Origin of the sequence: Kribbella sp. NBC_00662, assembly GCF_041430295.1 — a bacterium.
In the GTDB taxonomy this organism is placed as follows: Bacteria; Actinomycetota; Actinomycetes; order Propionibacteriales; family Kribbellaceae; genus Kribbella.
This window is the reverse complement of record NZ_CP109029.1, coordinates 4,880,986-4,902,369: the sequence shown is the minus strand read 5'-3', so window position 1 is coordinate 4,902,369 and position 21,384 is coordinate 4,880,986. Positions and strand designations below refer to the sequence as shown.

Annotated in this window: 19 protein-coding genes and 1 riboswitch; of the genes, 5 read left to right on the top strand and 14 right to left on the bottom strand. The window is 65.4% G+C overall.

Features of this window, described 5'->3' with window-relative positions:
* Window positions 1-24: 24 nt before the first annotated feature.
* The 3 genes from OHA10_RS24620 to OHA10_RS24610 are packed head-to-tail and all read right to left on the bottom strand — an operon-like array spanning window position 25 to window position 3,004.
* Window positions 25-978 carry a VWA domain-containing protein gene (locus OHA10_RS24620; RefSeq protein WP_134097676.1) on the bottom strand — a complete coding sequence of 318 codons (954 nt, stop codon included), beginning with the start codon at window positions 976-978 and terminating at the stop codon, window positions 25-27.
* Complete coding sequence (locus OHA10_RS24615; RefSeq protein ID WP_137254011.1) at window positions 978-1,940, bottom strand: DUF58 domain-containing protein; 963 nt, start codon at window positions 1,938-1,940, stop codon at window positions 978-980. The genes OHA10_RS24620 and OHA10_RS24615 overlap by 1 nt, the downstream gene beginning before the upstream one ends.
* 29 nt (window positions 1,941-1,969) lie before the next feature.
* Entirely contained in the window at window positions 1,970-3,004 is a 1,035-nt protein-coding gene (locus tag OHA10_RS24610) for a MoxR family ATPase (protein ID WP_137254010.1), read from the bottom strand.
* A 216-nt stretch (window positions 3,005-3,220) separates the two neighbouring features.
* On the opposite strand from OHA10_RS24610, the gene OHA10_RS24605 reads away from it, so the two are divergent.
* The gene (locus OHA10_RS24605) at window positions 3,221-4,069 is read left to right on the top strand and encodes a hypothetical protein (protein ID WP_371401123.1); all 849 of its coding nucleotides are present in this window, start codon (window positions 3,221-3,223) and stop codon (window positions 4,067-4,069) included.
* Between the two features lie 12 nt (window positions 4,070-4,081).
* Here OHA10_RS24605 and OHA10_RS24600 read toward each other — a convergent pair whose 3' ends face one another.
* The 6 genes from OHA10_RS24600 to OHA10_RS24575 all read right to left on the bottom strand — a co-directional run bounded on the left by OHA10_RS24600 (window position 4,082) and on the right by OHA10_RS24575 (window position 11,452).
* A complete protein-coding gene (locus tag OHA10_RS24600; protein WP_371401122.1) occupies window positions 4,082-4,330 on the bottom strand; it encodes a hypothetical protein in 249 nt (82 codons plus the stop codon).
* A gap of 26 nt (window positions 4,331-4,356) precedes the next feature.
* A riboswitch (guanidine-III (ykkC-III) riboswitch) is annotated at window positions 4,357-4,414 on the bottom strand.
* A 13-nt stretch (window positions 4,415-4,427) separates the two neighbouring features.
* Window positions 4,428-5,228, bottom strand: a complete 801-nt coding sequence (locus tag OHA10_RS24595) for an aldo/keto reductase (RefSeq protein ID WP_371401121.1) — start codon at window positions 5,226-5,228, stop codon at window positions 4,428-4,430.
* A 72-nt stretch (window positions 5,229-5,300) separates the two neighbouring features.
* Window positions 5,301-7,769 carry a LamG-like jellyroll fold domain-containing protein gene (locus OHA10_RS24590; protein ID WP_371401120.1) on the bottom strand — a complete coding sequence of 823 codons (2,469 nt, stop codon included), beginning with the start codon at window positions 7,767-7,769 and terminating at the stop codon, window positions 5,301-5,303.
* A 78-nt stretch (window positions 7,770-7,847) separates the two neighbouring features.
* Window positions 7,848-8,891 carry a lactonase family protein gene (locus tag OHA10_RS24585; protein ID WP_371401119.1) on the bottom strand — a complete coding sequence of 348 codons (1,044 nt, stop codon included), beginning with the start codon at window positions 8,889-8,891 and terminating at the stop codon, window positions 7,848-7,850.
* Window positions 8,888-10,465, bottom strand: a complete 1,578-nt coding sequence (locus OHA10_RS24580; RefSeq protein ID WP_371401118.1) for an alpha/beta fold hydrolase — start codon at window positions 10,463-10,465, stop codon at window positions 8,888-8,890. The genes OHA10_RS24585 and OHA10_RS24580 overlap by 4 nt, the downstream gene beginning before the upstream one ends.
* Before the next feature lie 57 nt (window positions 10,466-10,522).
* The gene (locus tag OHA10_RS24575; protein WP_371401117.1) at window positions 10,523-11,452 is read right to left on the bottom strand and encodes an oxidoreductase; all 930 of its coding nucleotides are present in this window, start codon (window positions 11,450-11,452) and stop codon (window positions 10,523-10,525) included.
* Window positions 11,453-11,544: 92 nt separating this feature from the next.
* Here OHA10_RS24575 and OHA10_RS24570 point away from each other — a divergent pair, with 92 nt between their 5' ends.
* Both OHA10_RS24570 and OHA10_RS24565 read left to right on the top strand, forming a co-directional pair.
* Complete coding sequence (locus tag OHA10_RS24570; protein ID WP_371401116.1) at window positions 11,545-13,266, top strand: hypothetical protein; 1,722 nt, start codon at window positions 11,545-11,547, stop codon at window positions 13,264-13,266.
* Complete coding sequence (locus OHA10_RS24565) at window positions 13,259-14,194, top strand: hypothetical protein (RefSeq protein WP_371401115.1); 936 nt, start codon at window positions 13,259-13,261, stop codon at window positions 14,192-14,194. The genes OHA10_RS24570 and OHA10_RS24565 overlap by 8 nt, the downstream gene beginning before the upstream one ends.
* Window positions 14,195-14,336: 142 nt before the next feature.
* On the opposite strand, the gene OHA10_RS24560 is transcribed toward OHA10_RS24565, so the two are convergent.
* Window positions 14,337-15,806 (bottom strand): M36 family metallopeptidase, encoded by a 1,470-nt coding sequence (locus OHA10_RS24560; RefSeq protein WP_371401114.1) that lies wholly within the window; start codon window positions 15,804-15,806, stop codon window positions 14,337-14,339.
* A gap of 132 nt (window positions 15,807-15,938) precedes the next feature.
* Window positions 15,939-16,394: an Lrp/AsnC family transcriptional regulator gene (locus OHA10_RS24555; protein WP_371401113.1), complete on the bottom strand. Its 456-nt coding sequence runs from the start codon at window positions 16,392-16,394 to the stop codon at window positions 15,939-15,941.
* A gap of 82 nt (window positions 16,395-16,476) precedes the next feature.
* On the opposite strand from OHA10_RS24555, the gene OHA10_RS24550 reads away from it, so the two are divergent.
* The gene (locus tag OHA10_RS24550) at window positions 16,477-17,034 is read left to right on the top strand and encodes an RBBP9/YdeN family alpha/beta hydrolase (protein ID WP_371401112.1); all 558 of its coding nucleotides are present in this window, start codon (window positions 16,477-16,479) and stop codon (window positions 17,032-17,034) included.
* 48 nt (window positions 17,035-17,082) lie between these two features.
* The gene (locus OHA10_RS24545) at window positions 17,083-18,186 is read left to right on the top strand and encodes a winged helix DNA-binding domain-containing protein (protein WP_371401111.1); all 1,104 of its coding nucleotides are present in this window, start codon (window positions 17,083-17,085) and stop codon (window positions 18,184-18,186) included.
* Window positions 18,187-18,197: 11 nt separating this feature from the next.
* Here OHA10_RS24545 and OHA10_RS24540 read toward each other — a convergent pair whose 3' ends face one another.
* The 3 genes from OHA10_RS24540 to OHA10_RS24530 all read right to left on the bottom strand — a co-directional run bounded on the left by OHA10_RS24540 (window position 18,198) and on the right by OHA10_RS24530 (window position 21,379).
* Entirely contained in the window at window positions 18,198-19,028 is an 831-nt protein-coding gene (locus OHA10_RS24540) for a M48 family metalloprotease (protein WP_371401110.1), read from the bottom strand.
* Between the two features lie 296 nt (window positions 19,029-19,324).
* Window positions 19,325-20,470 carry a hypothetical protein gene (locus OHA10_RS24535; protein ID WP_371401109.1) on the bottom strand — a complete coding sequence of 382 codons (1,146 nt, stop codon included), beginning with the start codon at window positions 20,468-20,470 and terminating at the stop codon, window positions 19,325-19,327.
* Between the two features lie 18 nt (window positions 20,471-20,488).
* A complete protein-coding gene (locus tag OHA10_RS24530; RefSeq protein ID WP_371401108.1) occupies window positions 20,489-21,379 on the bottom strand; it encodes a hypothetical protein in 891 nt (296 codons plus the stop codon).
* Window positions 21,380-21,384: the final 5 nt, after the last annotated feature.

Here is a 21,384-nt window from a genome sequence, read left to right as displayed (position 1 = left end):
GGCGAGGCTCCTGGGCCGCGCTGCTTACGGGAACCGGGTCGCGAGGGCGATACAGGCCCCGGCGGCGGCGAGCGTGAAGAGCATCGCGATACCGGCGTACCGGGCGGTGATCTCCTTGTCGACCTCGTCGTACCCGACCGAGGAGCCGATGTCCTTGTAGACGTCCTTGAGCTCGCCCGCGGACTCCGCGGTGTATGCCTCGCCGCCGGTGGTCTCGGCGATGCTGCGCAGCTCGGTGCGGTCCGGTGGTACCCGCTGCCGGATGCCGTCCATCTCGATGAAGCCGGAGTCGGTGCCGAAGCAGATCGTGTAGACCGGGGTGTTCTTCGCCTTGGCCGCCTGCGCGCCTTCCTGCGCCGTCCGGCCGACCGTCCGCTTGCCGTCCGACAGCATCACGATGCGGGCCGGGGCCGGGTCGTTCGGGTGCGCGGGGTCCGGCGGGACCTGGGTGAGCGCCTGCAGCGAGGTGAAGATGCCCTCACCGGTCGCGGTCGACTCGGCAAGCTCGAGCCCGTCGATCGATCGGTCGATGGTCGCCCGGTCCGTGGTCGGCGGCACGATGATCGACGCCGTGCCGGCGAAGTTGACCAATGCCACGTTGAACTTGGTCGGCAGGTTGTTGACGAACTCCTTCGCCGACTCCTTCGCGGCCTCCAGCCGGTTCGGCTCGATGTCGGTCGCCATCATCGACAGCGACACGTCGATCGCGACCACGATCGTGGCCCGCTCGCGCGGCACCTTGACCTTGTCCTTGGGCTGCGCGAACGCGAGGATGCAGGTCATCGCGGCGAGCAGCGCCAGCCCGACGGCGAGGTGCCGCCGCCACTGCGGCCGCCGCGGCGCGACCCGGTCGAGCAGCGCGATGTTGGTGAACCGCAGCGCGTACTGCGAGCGACGGTGCTGGAGGAAGATGTACCCCGCGACGATCAGCGGGATCAGCAGCAGGAACCACAATCTGGCCGGAGACAGGAACTCCATCAGCGAGCCACTCCCTTCGGCGGTTGGTGCAGGCGGGGCGCCACTCGCCGGTAGGCGAGCACGAACCGCACGGTGTCGGCGACCCAGTCACGATCGGTCCGCAGTACAAGATGCCCCGCACCTACCCTACGCAGGGCGGCCCTGGTTCGTTCCCGCTGCGCGAGAGCCGCTACCCCGAACGCCTCCCGGACCTTGCGCCGCCGGGTGTCGATCTCGCGCACCTCGCCGGTCTCCGGGTCACCGATCGTGACGACGCCGATGTTCGGCAGCTCGAGCTCCCGCGGGTCGACGATCTCGACCGCGAGCACCTGGTGCTGGGCGGTCAGCTTGCGCATCGCCCGCTCCCAGGACGGCTCGATCTGGCTCGCGACCTCGCCGTCCTGCGGGGTGAGGAAGTCGGACACGATCACGCGCAGTCCGCGTTTGCGCTGCGTCCGGGCCATCGACTCCAGCGCGGCGGCCAGGTCGCTGCGATGCGCTTCTTCGTCACCGCTGAACTGCTCGGCCAGCAGCGCGCGCAGCAGACCGTAGAGCGCGAGCCGCCCGGACCGCGCCGGCCAGCGGCGAAGCGCCGAGTCGCGCAGCATCAGCCCACCGAAGCGGTCACCGAGGCGGTGGGTCAGGAACCCGACGGTCGCAACGGCCGCCACGGCGAGCTCACGCTTCTCGAGCGTCGACGTACCGAAGTCCATCGAGCCGGACAGGTCGACCAGCGCCCAGGTCTCCAGCTCACGGTCCGCGATCAGGTCGCGGACGTGCGGGATCGTGGTCCGCGCGGTGACCGCCCAGTCCATCCGCCGTACGTCGTCGCCGACCTGGTACTCACGCGCCTCGGCCAGCTCGGTGCCCGGCCCCGGGAGCAGCCCCAGGTGTTCCCCGTGCAGGTACCCCTCGAGCCGCCGTACGACGGTGAGCTCCAGCCGCCGCAACGCACGCTCGGGAGCGAGCTGCGAGATCGTCATCGCAGCTCGTGGGTCTCGGCGGTTGGGCACTAGACGAACTCCGGGCGGCCGGTGCCGTCGGCGCCGTCACGCCAGACCGGCTGCGGCGGCGGGACGGTGGCCAGGATCCGCTCGATCACGGCCCGCGGGTCGATGTTGTCCGCGACCGCGTCGAAGGTCAGGCCGAGACGGTGGCCCATCACGTCGAGCGCGACGGTCTGGATGTCGCTCGGCAACAGGTAGTCGCGGCCGTGGATCAGCGCCAGTCCCCGGCCGGCCGCGATCAGGCCGAGCGTCGCGCGCGGGCTGACGCCGAGCTCGATGATCGGCTCCAGGTCGGGCAGGTGGAAGTCGGTCGGCGTCCGGGTCGCCATCACCAGGCGTACGGCGTACTCCGCGACCAGGTTGTGGACGAACACCTGCTCCGCCGACCGCTGCAGCTCGAGGATCGTCTCCGGCTTCAGCACCTGCCGCGGCTCCGGCGGATCGACGCTCATCCGGCGGAGGATCTCGAACTCCTCGTGCCCGCGCGGGTGCGGTACGTCGATCTTGACCAGGAACCGGTCGCGCTGTGCCTCCGGCAGCGGGTACACGCCCTCGGACTCGATCGGGTTCTGGGTGGCGATGACGATGAACGGCTTCGGCATCGGGAAGGTCTGGCCGCCGATCGACACCTGCCGCTCGGCCATCAGCTCGAGCATCGCCGACTGCACCTTGGCCGGTGCGCGGTTGACCTCGTCGGCCAGGACGAAGTTCACGAACGTCGGGCCGAGCTCGATGTCGAAGGTCTCGCGGGTCTGACGGTAGATCCGGGTGCCGACGATGTCGGACGGGACCAGGTCCGGGGTGAACTGGATCCGGGCGAACGTGCCGCCGACCACGCTGGCGAAGGTGCGGACGGCCAGCGTCTTCGCGACGCCCGGCACACCCTCGAGCAGACAGTGACCCTTCGCGAGCAGCGACACCATCAGGGTCTCGACCATGTGCTCCTGGCCGACGATCACCCGCTTGACCTCACCGAGGGCCTCGCCGATCAGCCTGGACTGCTGGGCCACCGAACCCGTGGGCACCGTCGTCTCGGTCATGCATGTCCTTCCGGGGCCCGCGTGCGGACCGTGTCAAACACCGTCATTCCCCACTTCGCAACACCGGCCATTCCATCAGATCGCCGGGGCCAGCGGGCGCAGGGCCCACCGGGTCCTCCCCCATCCTGCCCCTCCTGCCCAAATCCCGCGCGCCGACTGTTACGCGGCAGGCGGCCGTGGCGACAGTGCTACCAGGGATGTGGTGGGATTGGGGTGATGACTGCGACCGAATCCCAGACCGAGGTGCAGCCGGCGGACGCGCCGGAGGAGCGCCCTGCGCTGGAGATTCCGGAGGCGCTCCCGCTGCAGCCGGAGGACCCGCCGCGGGTCGGCGAGTTCTGGCTCCGCGGCCGCCTCGGCGCGAACGCGGCCGGCTACCTCTATACGGCCAGCGACGAGGCCGGGCGGAACGTGGTCGTCGCGATGATGACCGAGGGCTCCGCCGACGACGCGGCTGCCCGCGACCGGTTCGTGTACGCCGTCGACGATCTGCCCGAGGACGCCGTACTGGGCCACAACGATTCCGATGACGACGACCTCGCGCTCTGGGTGGCGGTCGGGCCGATCCGCGAGGACGACGGGTCGAGCGCGGCCTCCGACGAGCGGTTGATCGCGGAGCGTCGCGGCGAGGAGATCCTGTCCGCCGTACTGATGGATCGGATCCCGCAGATCGGCAAGCTGCGCGGGCCCGATTTCCGGCACTACTGGGAGAGCCGGCGGCGTCCTGGTCTGTTCCGGATCTGGCCGCTGCCATGGCCGAACGCGCTGCGTCCGGCGTCGCGGTGGGCGCTGGCGTTCGCGTTGCTGACGATGGCGCTGATCATGGCGCTGGCCGTGTTCCTGGCGTGGCTGTTGTTCCGCCACGCGCAGCCGCTCGAGCCCGAACCCGTCATCCCGACGCCGACCAATACGGCGACCGTGACCGTCACCCCGACCACGCCGCCGCCGGGCACGGGCTCGACGTCGCCGTCGATCACGGTCAGCCCGAGTCCGGTCCCGACCGCGATCCCGACCACGTTGCCGTCGGGCAGCGGCACCGCGACGGCGCCGGGCGACAAGTTCTAGTCCGTCTGTTGCTCAGTTCGCCTGTTGGCGGCGGTTGAGGGTCAGCAGGCCGATGAGGCTGATGACGGCCCAGCTGCCCTCCAGCAGCAGGAAGCCCCAGGAGAGCTGGATCGCGGCGATGGTGGCGAGCGCTCCGGAGCCGAGCAGGTTCAGGAGTTGATAGGTGATGGTGCGCTGGCGTAGGCGACCCGCCTGCGCGGCGGCGAACGCGAGCAGAATGGTGACAGCGCCAACGATCTCGAGAACGTCGAGTGCGTGCATGAGGACGACCCCCTCCGTCAAAGGGTGAGGCGTCGTCTTCTCAGACCGGGTACGGCGCCGCTCGTCCGGGGAGCCGGCTTGCTTCGAACTCCTGTTGTCAGGATAGCAAGCGCAGCAGCTCCGGATCCCGCCAGAGCTTTTCCGGTACGGGTTGACGTACCAGCGCCGCGTCGGCGCGGATCTCGGCCGGCGACGACGCCGCGATCAGGACGGACGTGACCGCGGAATGCCTGCTGGGAAAGGCGAGTGCCGCCTGCGGCAGCGAGACGCCGTACCGCTCGCAGACGGCCGAGATACGTCGCGCCTGGACAGTGTCTGCCTGCAGCACTTGCGGGGTCAGGACACCGGACACGATGACGGAGACTCCGCGCGCAAGGCAACGATCCAGCAGCGGTACGGCGTCGCGGTCGAGCAGGTTGTACTGCGCCGTCAGGAGGACGCAGTCGAGTTCCACGTCCCGCACCAGGCGATCGAGCTCCTGCCAGTCGTCCGACACTGCTCCGACTGCCTTGATGGTTCCGTCGCGCCGCAGCCGGTCGAGCGTCGGGTAGACCGACTCGTCCTGGGCGAGCACGAGGTCGACAGCGAGTCCTAGTTGTGCGCGGCTCTTGTCGATCGAGACCTTCGGATCGTCGCCGACCACCTTCGTCGAGACGAGGAACTCACCACGGGGGCGCTTCTGCAGCGCCGTACCCAGTCGGCGTTCCGAGTCGCCGTACGCCGGGGACGTGTCGAAGAACCGGATGCCGGCCTGGTACGCCGCGTCGACGGTGGCGGCCGCGGTCGCGTCGCCGTCCGGGCCCGGCGGCTCGCCGAGATGCGAACCGCCGAGCCCGAACCGCGGAGGCCGGAACCGGATCGTCGAATGGGGTGCGAGCACCTGGCTGGGTGCGGCCATCGCACTCACCTCCCCTGATCGGTATCTACCAGGATCGGGGTTGTGCGATGACTTCGCATCCCGAACGCCCGCTCAGCGTCCGGATTCGTAGAGGGTGCGGACCTCCGCATCGGTGAGGGCCCGGTCGTACAGGTGGACCTGGTCGACCGTGCCGTCGAGGAAGTCGACCTGGTTGCCGCCGAACTTCGCCCGGCCGATCACCGTGTTGCCGGTCGAGCCGGAGTCCAGGGCGCAGGCGCTCTTGGTGGCGACGAGCTCGCCGTCCACGTACAGCTTCAGCTCACCCTTGACGACATCGCGGACGCCGGTGACGTGGTACCACTGGTCCGGGTTCGGCTTGGTCGGCGACAGCGCCCGGATGCCGGGGAAGCTCATCGCGAAGCGCTGGTCCTGGCCGGAGTACTGCAGGAAGAACGCGCTGTCGCGATCGCCGTCCTGGCTGACGAAGGTCTGGAATGCGCCGTCCGCCTTGTTCAGCTTTACCCAGGCACTGGCGGTGTAGTTCTTGCTGGTGTCGAGAAGGGCCGCGCCGGTGTCGACGTACTGACCGTCTCCGTTGAGCGCTACCCCTTGGCCGTTCTTGCCCGGGGCGAACGTCGCCCCGCCCTGGAGGGTCGCGTCATTGTTGCCGACGGCATCTTCTGTGGTGCCGTCGAGTGGATAGAAGTGGATGCCGTCGGCACCGGGTGTGCCGGGTCCCGGGTTTGGTATACCAGCGCCCGAACCGTCCGCGCCGGCGATGATCTCCTGGTTGATCGTGCGGACCTGGGCGAAGTCCATCTTCGGGACCCGCCGGTCGTAGGTGTAGAACCCGTTCAACTCACCTTCGACATCGGTGATCTGGGTGTAGACCGACCCGCTGATCCCGCACTGCTCGGCGGATCTCAGGACGTCGGTCTGGTTCTCGACGTACCGCCGGGTGAGAGTCGCCGAGTCAGGCTCCATCTCGTACGCCGATCCGTCGCCGAACCACATGTGGTCCGGCACCTTCAGGCCGAAGCCGCCGTGCTCGCCGTCCACGGCTGCCCGGGTCTCTGTCGGCGCCGCCGTCGCTGGGCCGAGGTAGGCGTGGTTGTCGATCAGGTCGCCACGGCCGGAGTCACCGTGCGAGTTACAGCAGTTCACGCCGCTGTGCGCGTTGACGAGACGGGACGGGTCCTGCGCCTTGACATCGTCAGCGATCCGGCCGGTCGCGGTCTGGTCCCACTCACCCCAGCCCTCGTTGAACGGAACCCAGACGGTGATCGAGGTGAAACTCTTGTGCTCGTCGACCAGCTCGTGCAGCTCGGACTCGAACTGCGCGCGCCACGGGTCGGGCATCGCATCGGTCTTCGTCGCCGGCATGTCCTGCCAGACCATCAGGCCGAGTTTGTCGGCCCAGTAGTACCAGCGATCCGGCTCGACCTTGATGTGCTTGCGGACGGTGTTGAACCCGAGCCGCTTGTGCTGCTCGAGATCGAACCGGAGCGCCGCGTCGGTCGGCGCGGTGTTGAGTCCGTCCGGCCAGAAACCCTGGTCGAGTGTCGACAGGTTGAACAGGATCTTCCCGTTCAGCGCCATCCGGAGCTTGCCGTCGGCACCTTTCTGCAGGCCGACGGATCGCATCCCGGCGTACGAGCCGACTTGGTCTACCATCTTGCCGCGATCGATCAGCCGCACCTTGAGGTCGTAGAGGAACGGGTGATCCGGGGACCAGGTTTTGGGATTCCGGATCGGCAGCCGGAGCTCCGTGTCGGCCTTGCCTCGCACCTGGCCGACGGCTTTGCGGCCGTCGTACGCGGTGACCTCGACGTCGAGTCCCGCGCGGCCGGACGTCTGGGCGTTGACCTCGAGCGTCTGGTTGGGCAGGTCCGGCGTGAGTTGGAGACGGTCGATCGAGGCGACGTTCACCGGCTCCATCCAGACGGTCCGCCAGATGCCGGAGCTGCCCTGGTAGAAGATGCCGTGGTCGCCGACCTCGCGCTGCTTGCCGATCGGTTGGTAGGTCTCGTCGGTCAGGTCTTCGGCCCAGACGATCAGCTCCTGCGGGCCCTTGGCGTGCAGCGCACTGGTCACGTCGACGTCGAAGCCGTCGTACCCGCCACGGTGCGTGGCGACCTGGCGGCCGTTGACCCACACCCTCGCGTCGTAGTCGACCGCACCGAAGTGCAGCAGGAGCCGCTTGCCCTTCCAGTTGTCGGGGACGGTGAACGTACGGCGGTACCACATCCGGTCCTCGTGCTTCTGGAGGCCGGAGAGCGCGGACTCGATCGGGTACGGGACGAGCACCTGCTCGTTGAGGGTGCGGCCGATCGGGGGTTGTTCACCTACGGCAGCCGGCGACCATTCCCAGAGGCCGTTGAGGTTGCGCCAGTCGGGGCGGGTCAGTTGAGGGCGCGGGTACTCCGGGAGCGCGTTCGTCGGGGAGACGTCGTCGGTCCACGGGGTGGAGAGTGGCGGGGTGCCCAGGTGCCATGCCGGCTCGGCCTGGACTGTTGCCTGGGCTGTTGGGACGAGGGTTGTCGACAGCAGGACGAGTGCGGCCGCGAGCGGCTTGACCATGGGACTTTCCTTTCGGGGCGGAGAAAGGCAGTCCCATGACAGCGCTGTCATCACACGAACGCAAGAGCTCGCGCACAATCAAACATTCACGCAGACCGGGGTCGGGGTGCTGAAGTCGCTCGTCCGGGTCAACGCGCCGGTCGCTTGGTCGACCGAGAACGTCGCGATGTTGTTCGACTTCTGGTTAGCGACGAACAACAGGCGCCCGCTCGGATCGAACGCGCAGTGCCGCGGCCAATCGCCACCGCAGTTTGGTATACCAACGAGCTCGAGATGCGGGCCGTCGGTGCTGAAGATCGCGACGCTGTTGTGCCCGCGATTGGTGACGTAGACGAAGCGTCCGTCGGCGGAGACCACCACCTCACCTGGGTAGTTCTCCCCCTCGGCCACCGGGATCGACTCGAGCACCGTCAGTACGCCGTCGTCGTACCCGCAGACCGTCACGGTGCTGTCGAGCTCGTCGGCGACGTACGCGTAGTTGCCGGACGGATGGAATACCAAATGTCGCGGGCCGGCGCCGGTCTTGACCTTCGCCTGGTGCTGCAACGCGAGCTTCCCGTCCGCGAGCGTGTAGGTGTAGATCGTGTCGGTGCCGAGATCGACTGCGAGCACGAATTCGCCGGACTGTACGATCTGGTGCGCGTGCGGCGCCGGGCCCTCGTGCTTGACCAGATCAGTTTGTTGCCCGAGGCTCCCATCTGCCGCGATCGGATGGACCGCGACGTCGCCGGAGCCGTAGTTGGCGCTGAGCAGGTAGTTGCCGATCTTGGCGAGGTGGCAGGGTCCGGATCCCTTGGTGGGTTGACGATTCAGCACCCGCGGGGTGCCCGAGATGTCGATCGCGGTGACGGCGCCGGCGTCCTGCTCGTTCACGGCGTACAGGAAGTTGCCGGAACGGATCACGAAGGATGCGTTTGGTATACCAGCGATGCTGCCGGTCGCGGTGATCTTGCCGGCATCGTCGTACGTCGCGATGCCGATAGCGTCGCCATACGTTCCCAGGTACAAGGTCCTGTCGGCCACCTCGGCCCCTGGTTCTGGTACTTCTCGGGTCGCGGCCTGGTGGATGGGAGCGAGCGCGGCGGCGGTGAAGCCGAGGAACCCCCGGCGGCTGACGCTCACGCGGCCACCGGAATGCTGACCCACGACGGATCGCCGGCAGGCGAGCTGAACGTGACCGTCGACCCGATCACGCTCCGCCCGAGGTACCGCGGATCAACCGTGTCCACGACCAGCACGAGATGATGCCCGGCCGGCACCTCCCAACTCGTCGCCTCCAACCGCACATCGAGCGGTACCGCCTTCCCCGGCGTAGCACCCCGCAACGTGTACGGCTTGTGCGACATCAACGACCCGACTCCCAGCGCATCGACGTCGTACAGATACGCGAACAGCGAGGTGTCGGCCGCCGACGGCTTCACGGTCAGATGCAACTTCGGCATACCATTCACGACCGTCGCAGCGGCCAACGTCGGTCCGGACCAAACCCCGGCGAACGACCTGTCCACCAGCGGCGTCGCCACCCCGACCGGAATCGACAACAACCCTTGCAGCGCACCGGATACCAGCGCCACCCCGCTGTCCGCGACCGTTGGTATACCAGCCCCGATCGACCGACTCCACCCCGTCGACGCACCGCCCTGAAGCGCGCCGGCCTTCGTCAGGTACGACGTACGCGCCGCCCCGACCGCAGCCCAACTGGGGTACCCACGCCAGACCCCGAGCTGCGACTTCAACTGGACCGGCGCCTCGGCATCCGCACCGTTGTCGGCACCCGTCAGGTAGTGCCGCAACCAGCCGGCGAGCTCATCCCACGTCTCATTTGGTAGACCAATCGCCCCGGTCACCTCCGGCGTCGCGTGATCGCCGTGCGCCAGCAGCAGCCGCTTCGGTCCGGTCAGGCTGGTGAAGAAGTCCGTGTACTGCGACGGCGGGAAGATCGAATCCTCGAACGCGTTCGCCAGGAACACAGCCGGTTTCCTCGCGTTGATTTGGTCTACCATCGTCGCCGCGGACCGCGCCGGCGACAGTTGACTCGCCTCCGCGATCGCAGCGTCGAAGTCACCGGTGACGAACTTCGTCTGCAGCGAGGCCATCTCCGGCCCGGGCCGCCCCGTGACGTTGCCCAGGGCAAGCAGCCCGGCAACCGACTGCAGCGCGACGGTGTCGTTCGGATCCAGCGACCGGATCAGATCGGCCCACCCGCTGAGCGCACCGACCGCCTTGATCCGCGAGTCCTTCGCAGCGGCGAGCAGCGACGTACCCGCGCCGTACGAGATCCCGACCGCGGCGACCCGGCTGGTGTCCGCCGGCGTGTGCTGGCCGGCCCAGTCGATCACCTTGCTGACGTCGGCGACCGTCGGCGGACCGGCGATGTCGATACCGCCGCCGGAGTCCCAGAAGCCGCGGCTCGAGTACGAGATGACCTGGAACCCGGCCGTCGCCAGCTTCGTCCCCTGGCCGACGTACTCCACGTTCGGCACACCCCAGCTCGACGGCATCACCACGAGCGGGAACGGTCCGTCGCCCTGCCCGGTCGGCGTGAGCACGACCGCGCCGAGCTCGATCCCGCCGGCGCCGGGGATGCGCTGGTACGCCGTACTGAAACCCGGTGCGGTCTGCCCGGCCTCAGCAGCGCGCGGGCCGATCGTGATCAGGGTCAGGGCGACTGCTAGGGCGGCGGCGAGTCTGCGCACTGGAAACCTCCGGCGTCGGGATTACCGGAGGGTAACCAGAAAGTTGCCGCTGTGTCACTACCTCGGCACGGTGAGTGCTGGATCGACCCCGGTCGCCTCGACCGACCAGTCCCACAGCTCCTTGGCCAGCTCGGCGTCCTGCGCGGTCCGGGTCGGCAGCACGACCTTCGGCGTACCGCGGTACTCGAGGAAGCTCGGCCCGACGAACGATCCGGGCCGCAGATCCGGGTACGTCGCGGCGTACAGACTCGGCCAGGCACCGGCCGCGGCGGACTGCGCAAGGAGACGGGTCCCAGCGGCCCAGAGCCGCGCCTGCCGGACATTGCCGGCCAGCTCCGGCCCGGCGGCCTGCAGATGGGTCGAGGCGTACCCGGGATGCGCGCCGACACTCAGCAAGTCGGCCCCGGCAGCCCGCGCCCGGCGGTCGAGCTCGAGCATGAAGAGCAGGTTGGCGAGCTTCGACTTCCCGTACGCCTCCCACTTCCGGTAGCTGCCCACCGTCCGGCGAAGATCGACCTCGCTGATCCCGCGAACGGTCTTGTGCATGAACGAGCTGACCGTCACCACGCGACTGCCGTTGACCAGCAACGGCATCAGCCGACCGGTCAACGCGAAGTGACCGAGATGATTGGTGCCGATCTGAAGCTCGAATCCGTCAACCGTCTCCCGATGCGGCGGCGCCATCACGCCGGCGTTGTTGATCAACAGATGCAGCCGGTCGTACGACGAGATGACCTCGTCGGCCGCCTTCTCGACACTCGCCAGATCAGCCAGATCCAGATCGAGCACCGTCGGCGCTCTCCCGGCCTGCTGCGTCAACGCCTGCGCAGCCTGCGCCGCCTTCTCCGGGTTGCGCGCCGCGACCAGCACGTCGGCGCCGTGTCTCAGCAGCTCCAGCGCGGTCTCGTACCCAAGTCCACTCGTAGCGCCCGTCACGAGCGCCAGTTTCCCGGTCAGGTCAGGGATGTCCGCAGTACTCCAGCTCATGCGCCCACGGTAGTCGCCGACCGCTACTACGTTGTTCCGAACTGGCTGCACAGTCGGTAGTCTTTGCGCGAATGCAACCAGAAGGGGCCCGGATGGCTAGGCAAGTTGCGCCAACTGAAGAATTGAGCAAGACGAACGTGCATGATCCGTCCGGTGATCTCACTGGCGCAATTTTCGAGGAGCGGGCCGAGAATCTTTCAATCGATCAATTTTCCGCTTGGACCGAGGTAAGTCCGTTCGAGCGCAGTGTGCTTCGACAACTAACAGCCCAAGGTCCACGTCTGCTCAGTGGCCCGCGAGGATGCGGTAAAACCACTCTGTTGAAACTCGCCGAAGGGCGAATAGATTCTGACTCGCACGACATAGCCGTCTATGTCAATTATGGGAAATATCTGTTTCTTGAGCCTGCATATAAACAAAGGGCAGACGCTGACGGGTTCTTCCAGGATTGGCTAGTGGCAAGGATAATTGCAGCAATCAGTGAGAAGATCTCCGACAATCAAGAATTGAATCTGTTGGCAATCGAATGCCAAGCCTTCGTTGATGCGGCCGAGAGCAACCCATCGACTGACCGACTCGACCTTCCCGGACCCGCGCAGTTGTCCCGTATGCTCGAAGCTTGGGCTGGAGAATCTGGTCATCGACGCGTTATCTTGCTGCTCGATGACGCCGCGCATGCCTTCGTGCCTGATCAGCAAAGAGTCTTCTTTGAGTTCTTGCGAAACATCCGCAACCCCAACGTGACATACAAAGCCGCGATATATCCAGGCGTTACTGAGTTCAGTCCGAACTTCCATGTTGGACACGACGCCAAGATAATCCATGCTTGGATTCCAGTGGAGGGCGAGCAGTATCTGCGCTTCATGCGGAGCCTCTTTGCAAAGCGATTCCCTGAGAACATGCGACGCGGAATCCCGAGCGACGTCGTCGACCTCTTCGCCGGAGCAGCCTTCGGTGTCCCTCGAACTTTCCTCGCGATGCTCGAGGAGTACTTGAATAACAAACCCACAAACTCTGGTCGCATCGCGCGCCTGGCGAATACAATCATTAGTGAACAAGCACAACAGCTTCGTAAGCTCTATCTTACGCTGGCCGACAAACTCCCAAGCTACAGTATGTACGTCTCTACCGGAACTAGGGTCGAGCAGCGTATTGTTGACGAACTTCGAACGCTGAATGCAAACCGGTTCGATAAGCAGGAAACAGCAAGCCAAGCACTCGACGTTGCGATCCGCCAACCCATCGATCAACGCTTGCTGACGATCATGAGCCTCCTCGAGTACGCGGGAATCGTGCGGCAGACAAATGAGAGCGTTAGCGTCGGGAGCAGCGGCACGTTCACGAAGTTCTCACTTCACGGCGCAATTCTTATCGAAGGCACGGCATTACGGTTTGGCAAGAATCCTACTCTTGCACAACGCGCGAGCTCGCTGATTCGATTCACTCGCGCCGGCACCTATAAGCGTGTAATGAGTGAGGCTTTGCTGACTAACTCCGAGGCGAAAGTTTGCCGCCTGATGGTCGGATCATGCCAGAACTGCGGATCGCCGAGGCTTATCCAGGAAGCGAGATTCTGTCACGTATGCGGGTCCGAGCTTCTCGATGAGAGCCGATTTGCAGCGCTCCTACGGACTCCAGTGGATCAACTGCCCTTGACCCCACGCAAGATTGAATCACTTAAGAAGCAGAGACTCTTGCGTGTTGAAGACATTCTACGCGACCGTGGACAACAGGAGTTGCGGAAGGCAGACCGGGTCGGTCAGGTCTGGGCGCGCAGAATCTACTCTATTGCTGAGGAGTTCGTGAGTGTCTAGGCATAAGGATGTCGATTCACTCACATTTAATGCACCTGCCCGCTTCTCGGCAGTTGAATGGGCCTCGTTTCTTCAGAGGTCCCAGGTCAACGACCTGAACCCGATCGATGAATTCTCCTCGACTCATGTGGGCCTCACCGCGCTTGGCGGACTGGTCGGTCAGGGGACTATTCGAAGCGAGTTGGAGGAGCTATTAGCAGGTCAGGTGGTGCTGGGGTACGTCAGTGCTACCGAGCTTTTTATGCGCCGACTGCTGGCGAAGAGCGTGCGACTCTGTCCTAATCTTCGCAAGAGGAACTCCGCGGTCCAGATTCCTTTCGGCGCTCTTGACTTCTATCAACGAGAGGATATCGAACATGCTTTGACCGAGCGAGTTTCCTTCAGCGAACCCGGCAAGGTTGCCAATGTCCTAAGGGAGCGGTTCGGTATCGCCGTAAAGCCGAACTCTTCGATGAGTACCGCGATTGCCGACTTCGAAGGTCTCTGCCAACTCCGTCATTCACTCGTCCACTCTCGTGGCGTGGTGAACTCAATGAACGCCGAGCAGTTCGAACTTCCGCAGGGGCGGGGCCACTGCGTGGTCACGCTCGATCGAAGCGAGATCGCGGCTGCGGGTTCAATTTGCATGAACTTGGTACGTGAGGTAAACAATGAGGTTGGAAAATCTGTCTTGTGGGACTGGCTAACGACCGGGTTACTACGGGGAACAAAGCGAGTCGACTCTCCGAAACTGAGCAAGTTTGTCAAAGTCTTTGTTTCGGCGAGCGATCCACAAGAACGCCGAGTGAGCGTATGTTCCCTACAGGATCTTCTTGATACAACTCAGGCTGTAATTGGCGTCTTGGCAACCAGTTCGGCTGGTATTGATAAGCGCTCGTCCAAATCCGTCCCAGTGGTGAAATCAACAGCGATGCCCGCGCCGGATTGAACTCCGAACGCTAAGGAAGGTCGCTTTCGAGAGGCCCCACGCGTGGCGGCGGCGACCGCCGCAAGCCTCCGGTCAGGTCAGGATGTCCGCAGTACTCCAGCTCATGCGCCCACAGTAGTCGTGGGCGCACGAGCTGGAATCGTCACTTCAGGATCTTGCGGGCCTTGAAGGCGTCTGTCACCGTTTGCGCGGCGGCCTTGCCGTACAGCAGCCGGGCAGCCTGGACGGTGTCCTGGGCCGCGGCGGCGAACGAGGTGTCGGGGTCGTAGAAGAACGTCGCCTCGAGGATCAGCTTGTTCGCCTTCGCCCGGCCGAGCGCCTGGTGGATGTCCCACAGCGCGTTCGACCAGATCTCACCGTCGTCATGCACCTCACCGTCGATGTCGTCGGTGGTCTTGCCGGTGTCGGTACGCCGCAGGCAGTGCGGCTCGTCGGTCGTGTACGACGTGGCGTCCCAGTCCATCACGCACGGCAGGTTGAAGCCCTTGCTGACCGGGACCGACATCGTCACGGCCCAGTAGTCGCCGAAGCCTTCGCCGATCGCGCCGGCCTCCTCGGTCTCGCCGAAGCCCGGTACGACGTCGTCCTGGATCGCGTGACCGTACTCGTGCCAGATCACCTCGGCGTCCTCGGCGTCGTCGACGCCGCCTTCACCGGTCGTGATCATGTCGGTCGACGGGTCGTACCACGAGTTGTCGTCGGGAACGGTGTCGACCGAGAAGTCCTGCGACTCGTTGTTCACGTCGGTGAACCCGAGCTGGTGGATGTACTCCTGCGTCTGGTTGATCTGGTAGTAGACCATCACCTGCTCGAACCTGTTGTTCGCGCGCTGGTAGACGAAGGTGTTGTTCTTGCTCTGCGCGATCCCGCCCTTGGCCTCCTTGATGTTGACGTAGGGGCCGTTGAGCTTCCCGGAGCCGTCCAGGTTGCGCAGGATCACGTTCTTCTGCGCCAGGAACAGGGCGTCCTGGTTCTTGTCGTTCATGTCGGTCAGCTTCTCGTTCTTCGTGCTGACCACCGGGTTGGGGTCGAAGACCGAGCCCTTGCCGTCGATGTTGTCGCTGATCACCTTCGACGCGACCACGCTGCCGGTCTTCGCGTCGACGAGCGACTGGCTGACGCCTTCGGTCGAACGGCTGGTGACGTTCCAGACCAGGCGGGCGTCCGGTCCACCGACCACCGCGAGCTGCGCGGCGCCGCTGGTTGCCTCCGGCTGCTTGACGAAGCTCTTGTTCGGCCCCGCCATCCGCGACCGGTTCGCCTGCGCGGTCACCGTGGCGTTCGCGGCCTGCGTCGCGGACGCGGGCGCGACCTTGGCGCTGACGTCGAGGTTCGCCGGTACGGCGTCCCGCCCGTCCGCGATCTCCACGGCGCCGTCCTTCGCGACGTGCTTGGCGTAGTAGCCGTTGACCACCGGCAGGCCCTTGAAGGTCTGCTGGTACCAGTAGTGCTTGCCGAGCAGCGACGTCTTCGTCTTGATCAGCTTGAGCCCGTTCGGATTTGCTGCCGTTGCCTCCGGCGCGGCACCCGCAGCGCTGGTGAACGACAACCCGAGCGCGACAGTAGCCAGTCCTGCGGTGGCGGCCACAAGCGCCTTGCGGCTTTTCGACATACGCTTCCCTCCCACGTTCATGTTGCGTAACGCAACCACTACGATCCGTCGAACCCTAGTTCGGCGTACCGCCCGCTGGGAAGCGGAACTCCGCGCGATTCTGCGGAATTCACGGCGGCAAGGGAAATCCTGTTATCCGAGGGCGAGCGGCTTCGGCGGGTACTCACGCAGTACCAGCGAGGTGCTGACCGGCCCCAGCCGGCCGATCGCGTCGACCACCTGCTCGAGCCTGCCCGCATCGGGGGTGTGAACGTCGAGCAGGAAACAGTCCTCACCGGTCAGCCGGTACGTCGCGACGACCTCGCGCAACGTCGCGAACAGCTCGAGCGCCTCGGGGATCCGGGCGTGGGTCGTCCGGACACGGACGACGGCGTGGATGTTCAGCCCGACCATGGCCGGATCGACGACCGCGCGGTACCCGGTGATCACGCCGGACCGTTCCAGCCGCTGGATCCGCGCCGACACGGCGGGCTGCGACAGGTTGACCTTCCGCCCGATGTCGGCGCCGCTCAGCCTGCCGTCGGTCTGCAGGATCGACAGGATCTCCCGGTCGATCGAGTCCAATGAACCAGTCGTTGCCTCGCTCATCGACCTTCATTTCATCAGTTCAGGGCGCCGTACGGCGATGACTCCTCCATGATGGCAGGCGTTGACCTACAGAGGAGAGTCCATGACCTTCGTCATCATCCCCGGCCTCGACGGCTCCGACGTACATCACTGGCAGTCGCGGTGGTCGGACGAGTGGCTGCCGAACGCGATCCGCATCCAGCCGTCCTCGTGGTCGGCGCCCGACCTCGCCGACTGGTCTGCCGCGATCACTCGAGCCGTGGCGGACGCTGCCGGGGACGTCGTCTTCATCACCCACAGCCTTGGCTGTCACGCGATTGCGCACTGGCTCGCGGGAGCGCCGGCGGCACGCATTCGCGGCACCTTCATGGTCGCGCCACCGGACCCGCTGGCGCCCACCTTCCCGGTCGACCGGCTGCCGACATTCGCCTCGCTTCCCATGGTCGCGCTGTCCGTGCCTTCTTTGCTGGTCGCCAGCACCGACGACCCGTACTGCACCATCGACGCTGCCGCCCGCCTCGCTGACGGCTGGGCGACCCCGTTGATCACGCTGGACAGGCTGGGGCACATCAACAGCGAGAGCAACCTCGGCTCGTGGACCGAGGGCCGCCATCTCCTCCGCGCGTTTCTCGCCGGTCTCGGATTAGCGGACAGCTTCTGACCGCTACCTCTCCTAGCGTTGGAGCAACACTCAGGAGAGGATCCCGTCATGACGAAGCTGAGCCTGCAGGCACTGAACCGTGCCACGCTCGACCGCCAATGGCTGCTCGAACGCCACGACGCAACCGCTCTCGAAGCCATCGAACACCTGGCCGGCATGCAGGCCCAGGCCCCACTGGCGCCGTACGTCGGCCTGTGGACCCGGCTGAAGAACTTCCGGCCGGACGAGCTCGTCAAACTCCTCGAGGACCGCCAGGCCGTCCGCGGTTCGTTGATGCGGGCAACCATCCACCTGGTCTCGAGCCGCGACTTCCTCGCGTTCCGCCCGCTGATCCAACCCCGGTTGGACCGCGAGATCTACCAGAACATCACCTACGGCCGGCACCGCCTCGAGGGCCTCGACATGGACGCCGTACTCCAGGCCGGCATCGACCGCATGACCCAGAGCCCCGCGACGGCCGTCCAACTCCGCGAGTACCTCGGCCCGCTATGGCCCGACCGCGACCCCGCCGCCCTGGCCCACGCGGTCCGCTGCCTGCTCCCCACCATCCAGATCCCACCCCGGGGCATCTGGAACAAAGGCGGCAACCCCACCATGACCACCGCCGACCTCTGGCTCAACTCCCCCGTCACCGACAGGCCGTCCGCCGAAGACCTAGTACTGCGCTACCTCGCCGCGTACGGCCCCGCGACGGTAGCCGACGCCCAGACCTGGTCCGGCCTGACCCACCTCTCCGAGATCTTCGACCGCCTCGACCTCCGCACCTACACCACCCCCGACTCCAACCGCCCCCTCTACGACCTCCCCCACATCCCCCTCCCACCCGGAGACACCGAACCTCCCATCCGCTTCCTCCCCGAATACGACAACCTCCTCCTCTCCCACGCCGACCGAACCCGCTGGATAGACACCCCCACCCGCCAACGCCTGACCCTCCAAGAGGTCCTCACCAAAGGCTCCCTCCTCCACAACGGCCAAGCCAAAGCCCTCTGGAAACTAACCAAAAACACCAAGACCCAAGCCACCCTAGAAATCGCCCCCTTCACCAACCTCCCCCACAACGCTTGGCCCAAAATCGAGTCAGAGGCCCACAACCTCCTAACCTTCACCAACCCAGAAGCCACCCACGAAATCAGGCGGACAGACGAGTAGCGCGCCGGTCGCTAGGACCGTGACAACAGGTTCTCAAGTGCGCGAATCCGCTCCGCAATTCGAGGCTGCGCGGACAGGAGATCATTGCGGAAAGTATTCGGCTGACCAGTTCCGTGGTCACGTACCTGCCAGCCGTAGAACACCTCGATCAGCTTGGGCCCGTAGCCCATTTCAGCGGCCGAACGATCTGCCTCCCGCTCGGCCCATCTGCCGAGCCAGGCCATCACTGGTATGGCGAGCAGAATCAACAGATACAGGGACGGCTGAACGAAGCTCTCATGAAACATGAGCATCGAAATGAACACGCCGAGATACATGATGACCAGGATCCCGCCGATCAGGCATCCGAGCGCCGGGACAGCACGGAAGAGCTTTCCAAGGAGGCGGAGAACCGCCAGCAGCGCACGCGCTGGTAAGGAGTACCAGAATCCGAGCAGCGTGAGCCATGCGCGACCTCTCAGATGGTGCGCCAGTTCATGTGCCAGCACGGCCTCGAGGTGGCTCGGCGGCAGGGTGTAGAGCGACCAGTGAGTGACCGCAACAGTGTGCCCAGCGGTCGGCGGTCCGGTGATCTCTCCGCTCTCGTGAATCCAAAGAGCGAACGGCCTGTCACCAACACCAGCGCGCAAGGCGACTGACTGCCAGATCGGCCTCAGACGCGCTTCCTCGACTTGGGTCGGTCGGCGCAGCCGAAAGGCCACCTTGGCAAGGAAGTCTTCGACCGGCCTCAACAGCACGACAGCGCCAGAAAGCAGCCAAAGCAACACGACTACCCAGGTACTGGATTCCAGGTCGAACAAGAACCCACACGCCCAGTAGATGAAAGCAAAACTCAGGACCATCCAACCTACGGCAGGGGCTACGTCCGCGAACCGAGTGAGCGACGCCCGACTGGACCCGCCGGCAGGAAGCTGACCTGGGCCTTGATTGCGCGGTGGTTGCATGTGCGCCGGCAGATCCTGCCGACCGGAGTTCGGCCGACGCTCCGGCTCACCACCGTCAGGTCGGGGGCGTGGGTCGGGTACAGGTCCATTACCGTCGGAAGTAGTCACCGAGGCTCCCTTTCACGCGCGACCGTCGGACATACCGCGAGCGCCGATCGTAATGAACGCTACCGACGAGACTAACCACGAACCGCTTAGTACACCGAGACGTGGACGTGATCGTAGTGGCCACCGGTCGCGCTCGTGGTGTCGTAGATGCCAGCACCGTTGTACACCTTCCACTGGCCGGTGCGAGCCGACCAGATCTTGCCGTACCAGATCACGTAGTGAACGCCGGTTTGAGCAGCAGTCTGGACTGCCCAGTTTGCGATCCGATCACCCTTGATGCGGGCTGGGGCCGATTGCCGAGCGTCGGTACCGACGAAGACGTCACACGCTCTCCCCTTCGGATGGTCGCTGGTCGGGTTCCACGCGTGCGCATCCCAGCAGCCCAGACTCAACGACCCAAGCGCCGTTTCAGCCTGGCTGACCCATGCCGCCATTCGCGGCGTCACCAGGCCACCGGTTCCGCTCGGATCGGTCACCGACGCATCCTCCGGGGGCCATACTCCATTGATTGGCTTCCCCGAGATGAGCCCTCCACCACAGTCGTCGGCATCCTGGGGAGTGATCGCCTCTTCATCTCCAGCTGGCTTCGCGCCGGCCCGACCCGCATATGGATCACCCGGACGGGACAGGTTGATCCCCGCCTGCGCTGCGATGCTACGGGCCGCCTTCTCCTGCTTTGCGTACGCGAAGGGATATCCCGACCGTTGAACGGCCTGCGCAGCATCGTTGTAGGACATCGACGGCCACCCGTCGATGTCTACCAGGCCAGGCGGACTCGGCGGATTGGAACCCCCGAAAAAGGCCTCTGTGGCATAGGTAGGATTCAAGATCCGGTAGGCGGGGCCCCACCCGGTCGACGGCCGCTGCTGGAACAGACCAACGGAGTCTCGGTCGCCCCCAGTGAGGTTCTGCAGCTGAGACTCCTGGAGGGCTGTCATGAGGGCCACCAGCGTCGCCTGCCCTGGCAGGCCGCGTCTCACCGCTACGTCATCGATGATTTTCGCGAAGGCGACCTGCTGTGCCCTGAGCGCTCCGGGGACCACCGGATCCTCATCGGTCAGACCCGTTCCTGCGGGGCAGGCTGCCGAGACTTGATCATCACTTGTGCCGAAGGGCGCAAGCATCAGCAAACTCACCAGACCGACCAGTGCGACGACCACACCGATCTTGACGATCCAACTCCGGCGGGCGACCATGCCGAGCGCTCTGGAAAGATCGCGTTCGTCGTACACGTCAAGCTCCCCAGTCGGTCACGGCCCAGTTCCCCCGTCGACGTCGCTGATCACCCAACTGCCCTCCTGCATCACCAGGGTGATCATCAGGGGCACCGTGATCCGCGCAGGTTTGGTGCCCGAAATGTCGATGACGACTGTCAGAGACCTGCTGATTCGTCCTGGCGTGTCCACCGGAGCCGTACCGGGCTTCGGTGCCGCGACGTTGGCTGAAACGACCTTCGAGGTGCCCTTCTGTGCCTTGAGTGCCTCATAGGTGGAGTCGCCTTGAGCGATGAAGCCTGCCGCTAGGTCGTCGGTCATGTACTGGGCTGCATCGTTGACGAAGTCGGCATACGCCCGATTCGCAGGGTTCCGTGTGTAGAACTGGCGCGCCCACTTCCCGACAACGTCGTCGGCGCTCAGCGTCGCGGTGGGATTTGGCCGCACGGTCACGGGCGGTGGTGTCGTGTCGGCTGGCTGCGGAACTGACGAAGGTGCCGGGGAGGCCGACTCAGCCCCGGTCGGCAACGGCAGCGGACCAGCCGGCGTCAAGAGGCCGATCGGCTGCTCCTTCGGTTCACCGCGCCCGAGGATCTTCGGCAGCCCACCGCCGAGCCCCAGGATGATGACTGCCAGGAGCAGCACAATCACAAGCACACTCAGTGGGCTGACTGGTTCCGCCCTCCGCTGATCGCGCAACCATGCCATGCGCTGGCCCTGGTCCTCACGACGCCAATCCTTCTTCGCACGACGACGTTCACGGCGTCCGAGTTCGTCGAAGTCCGACGGATATTCATAGTCCGTCCTGACCAGATCCCGCCAGCTTTCCGGACGCTCTGGTCCATCCTGACCGGGTTGGTCAGCATGCTTGCCCGTCGTAGGTTCTCCCGGTCCACCGCTCTTGTCCCGCCGCTTACGCGATGCCACAGGGA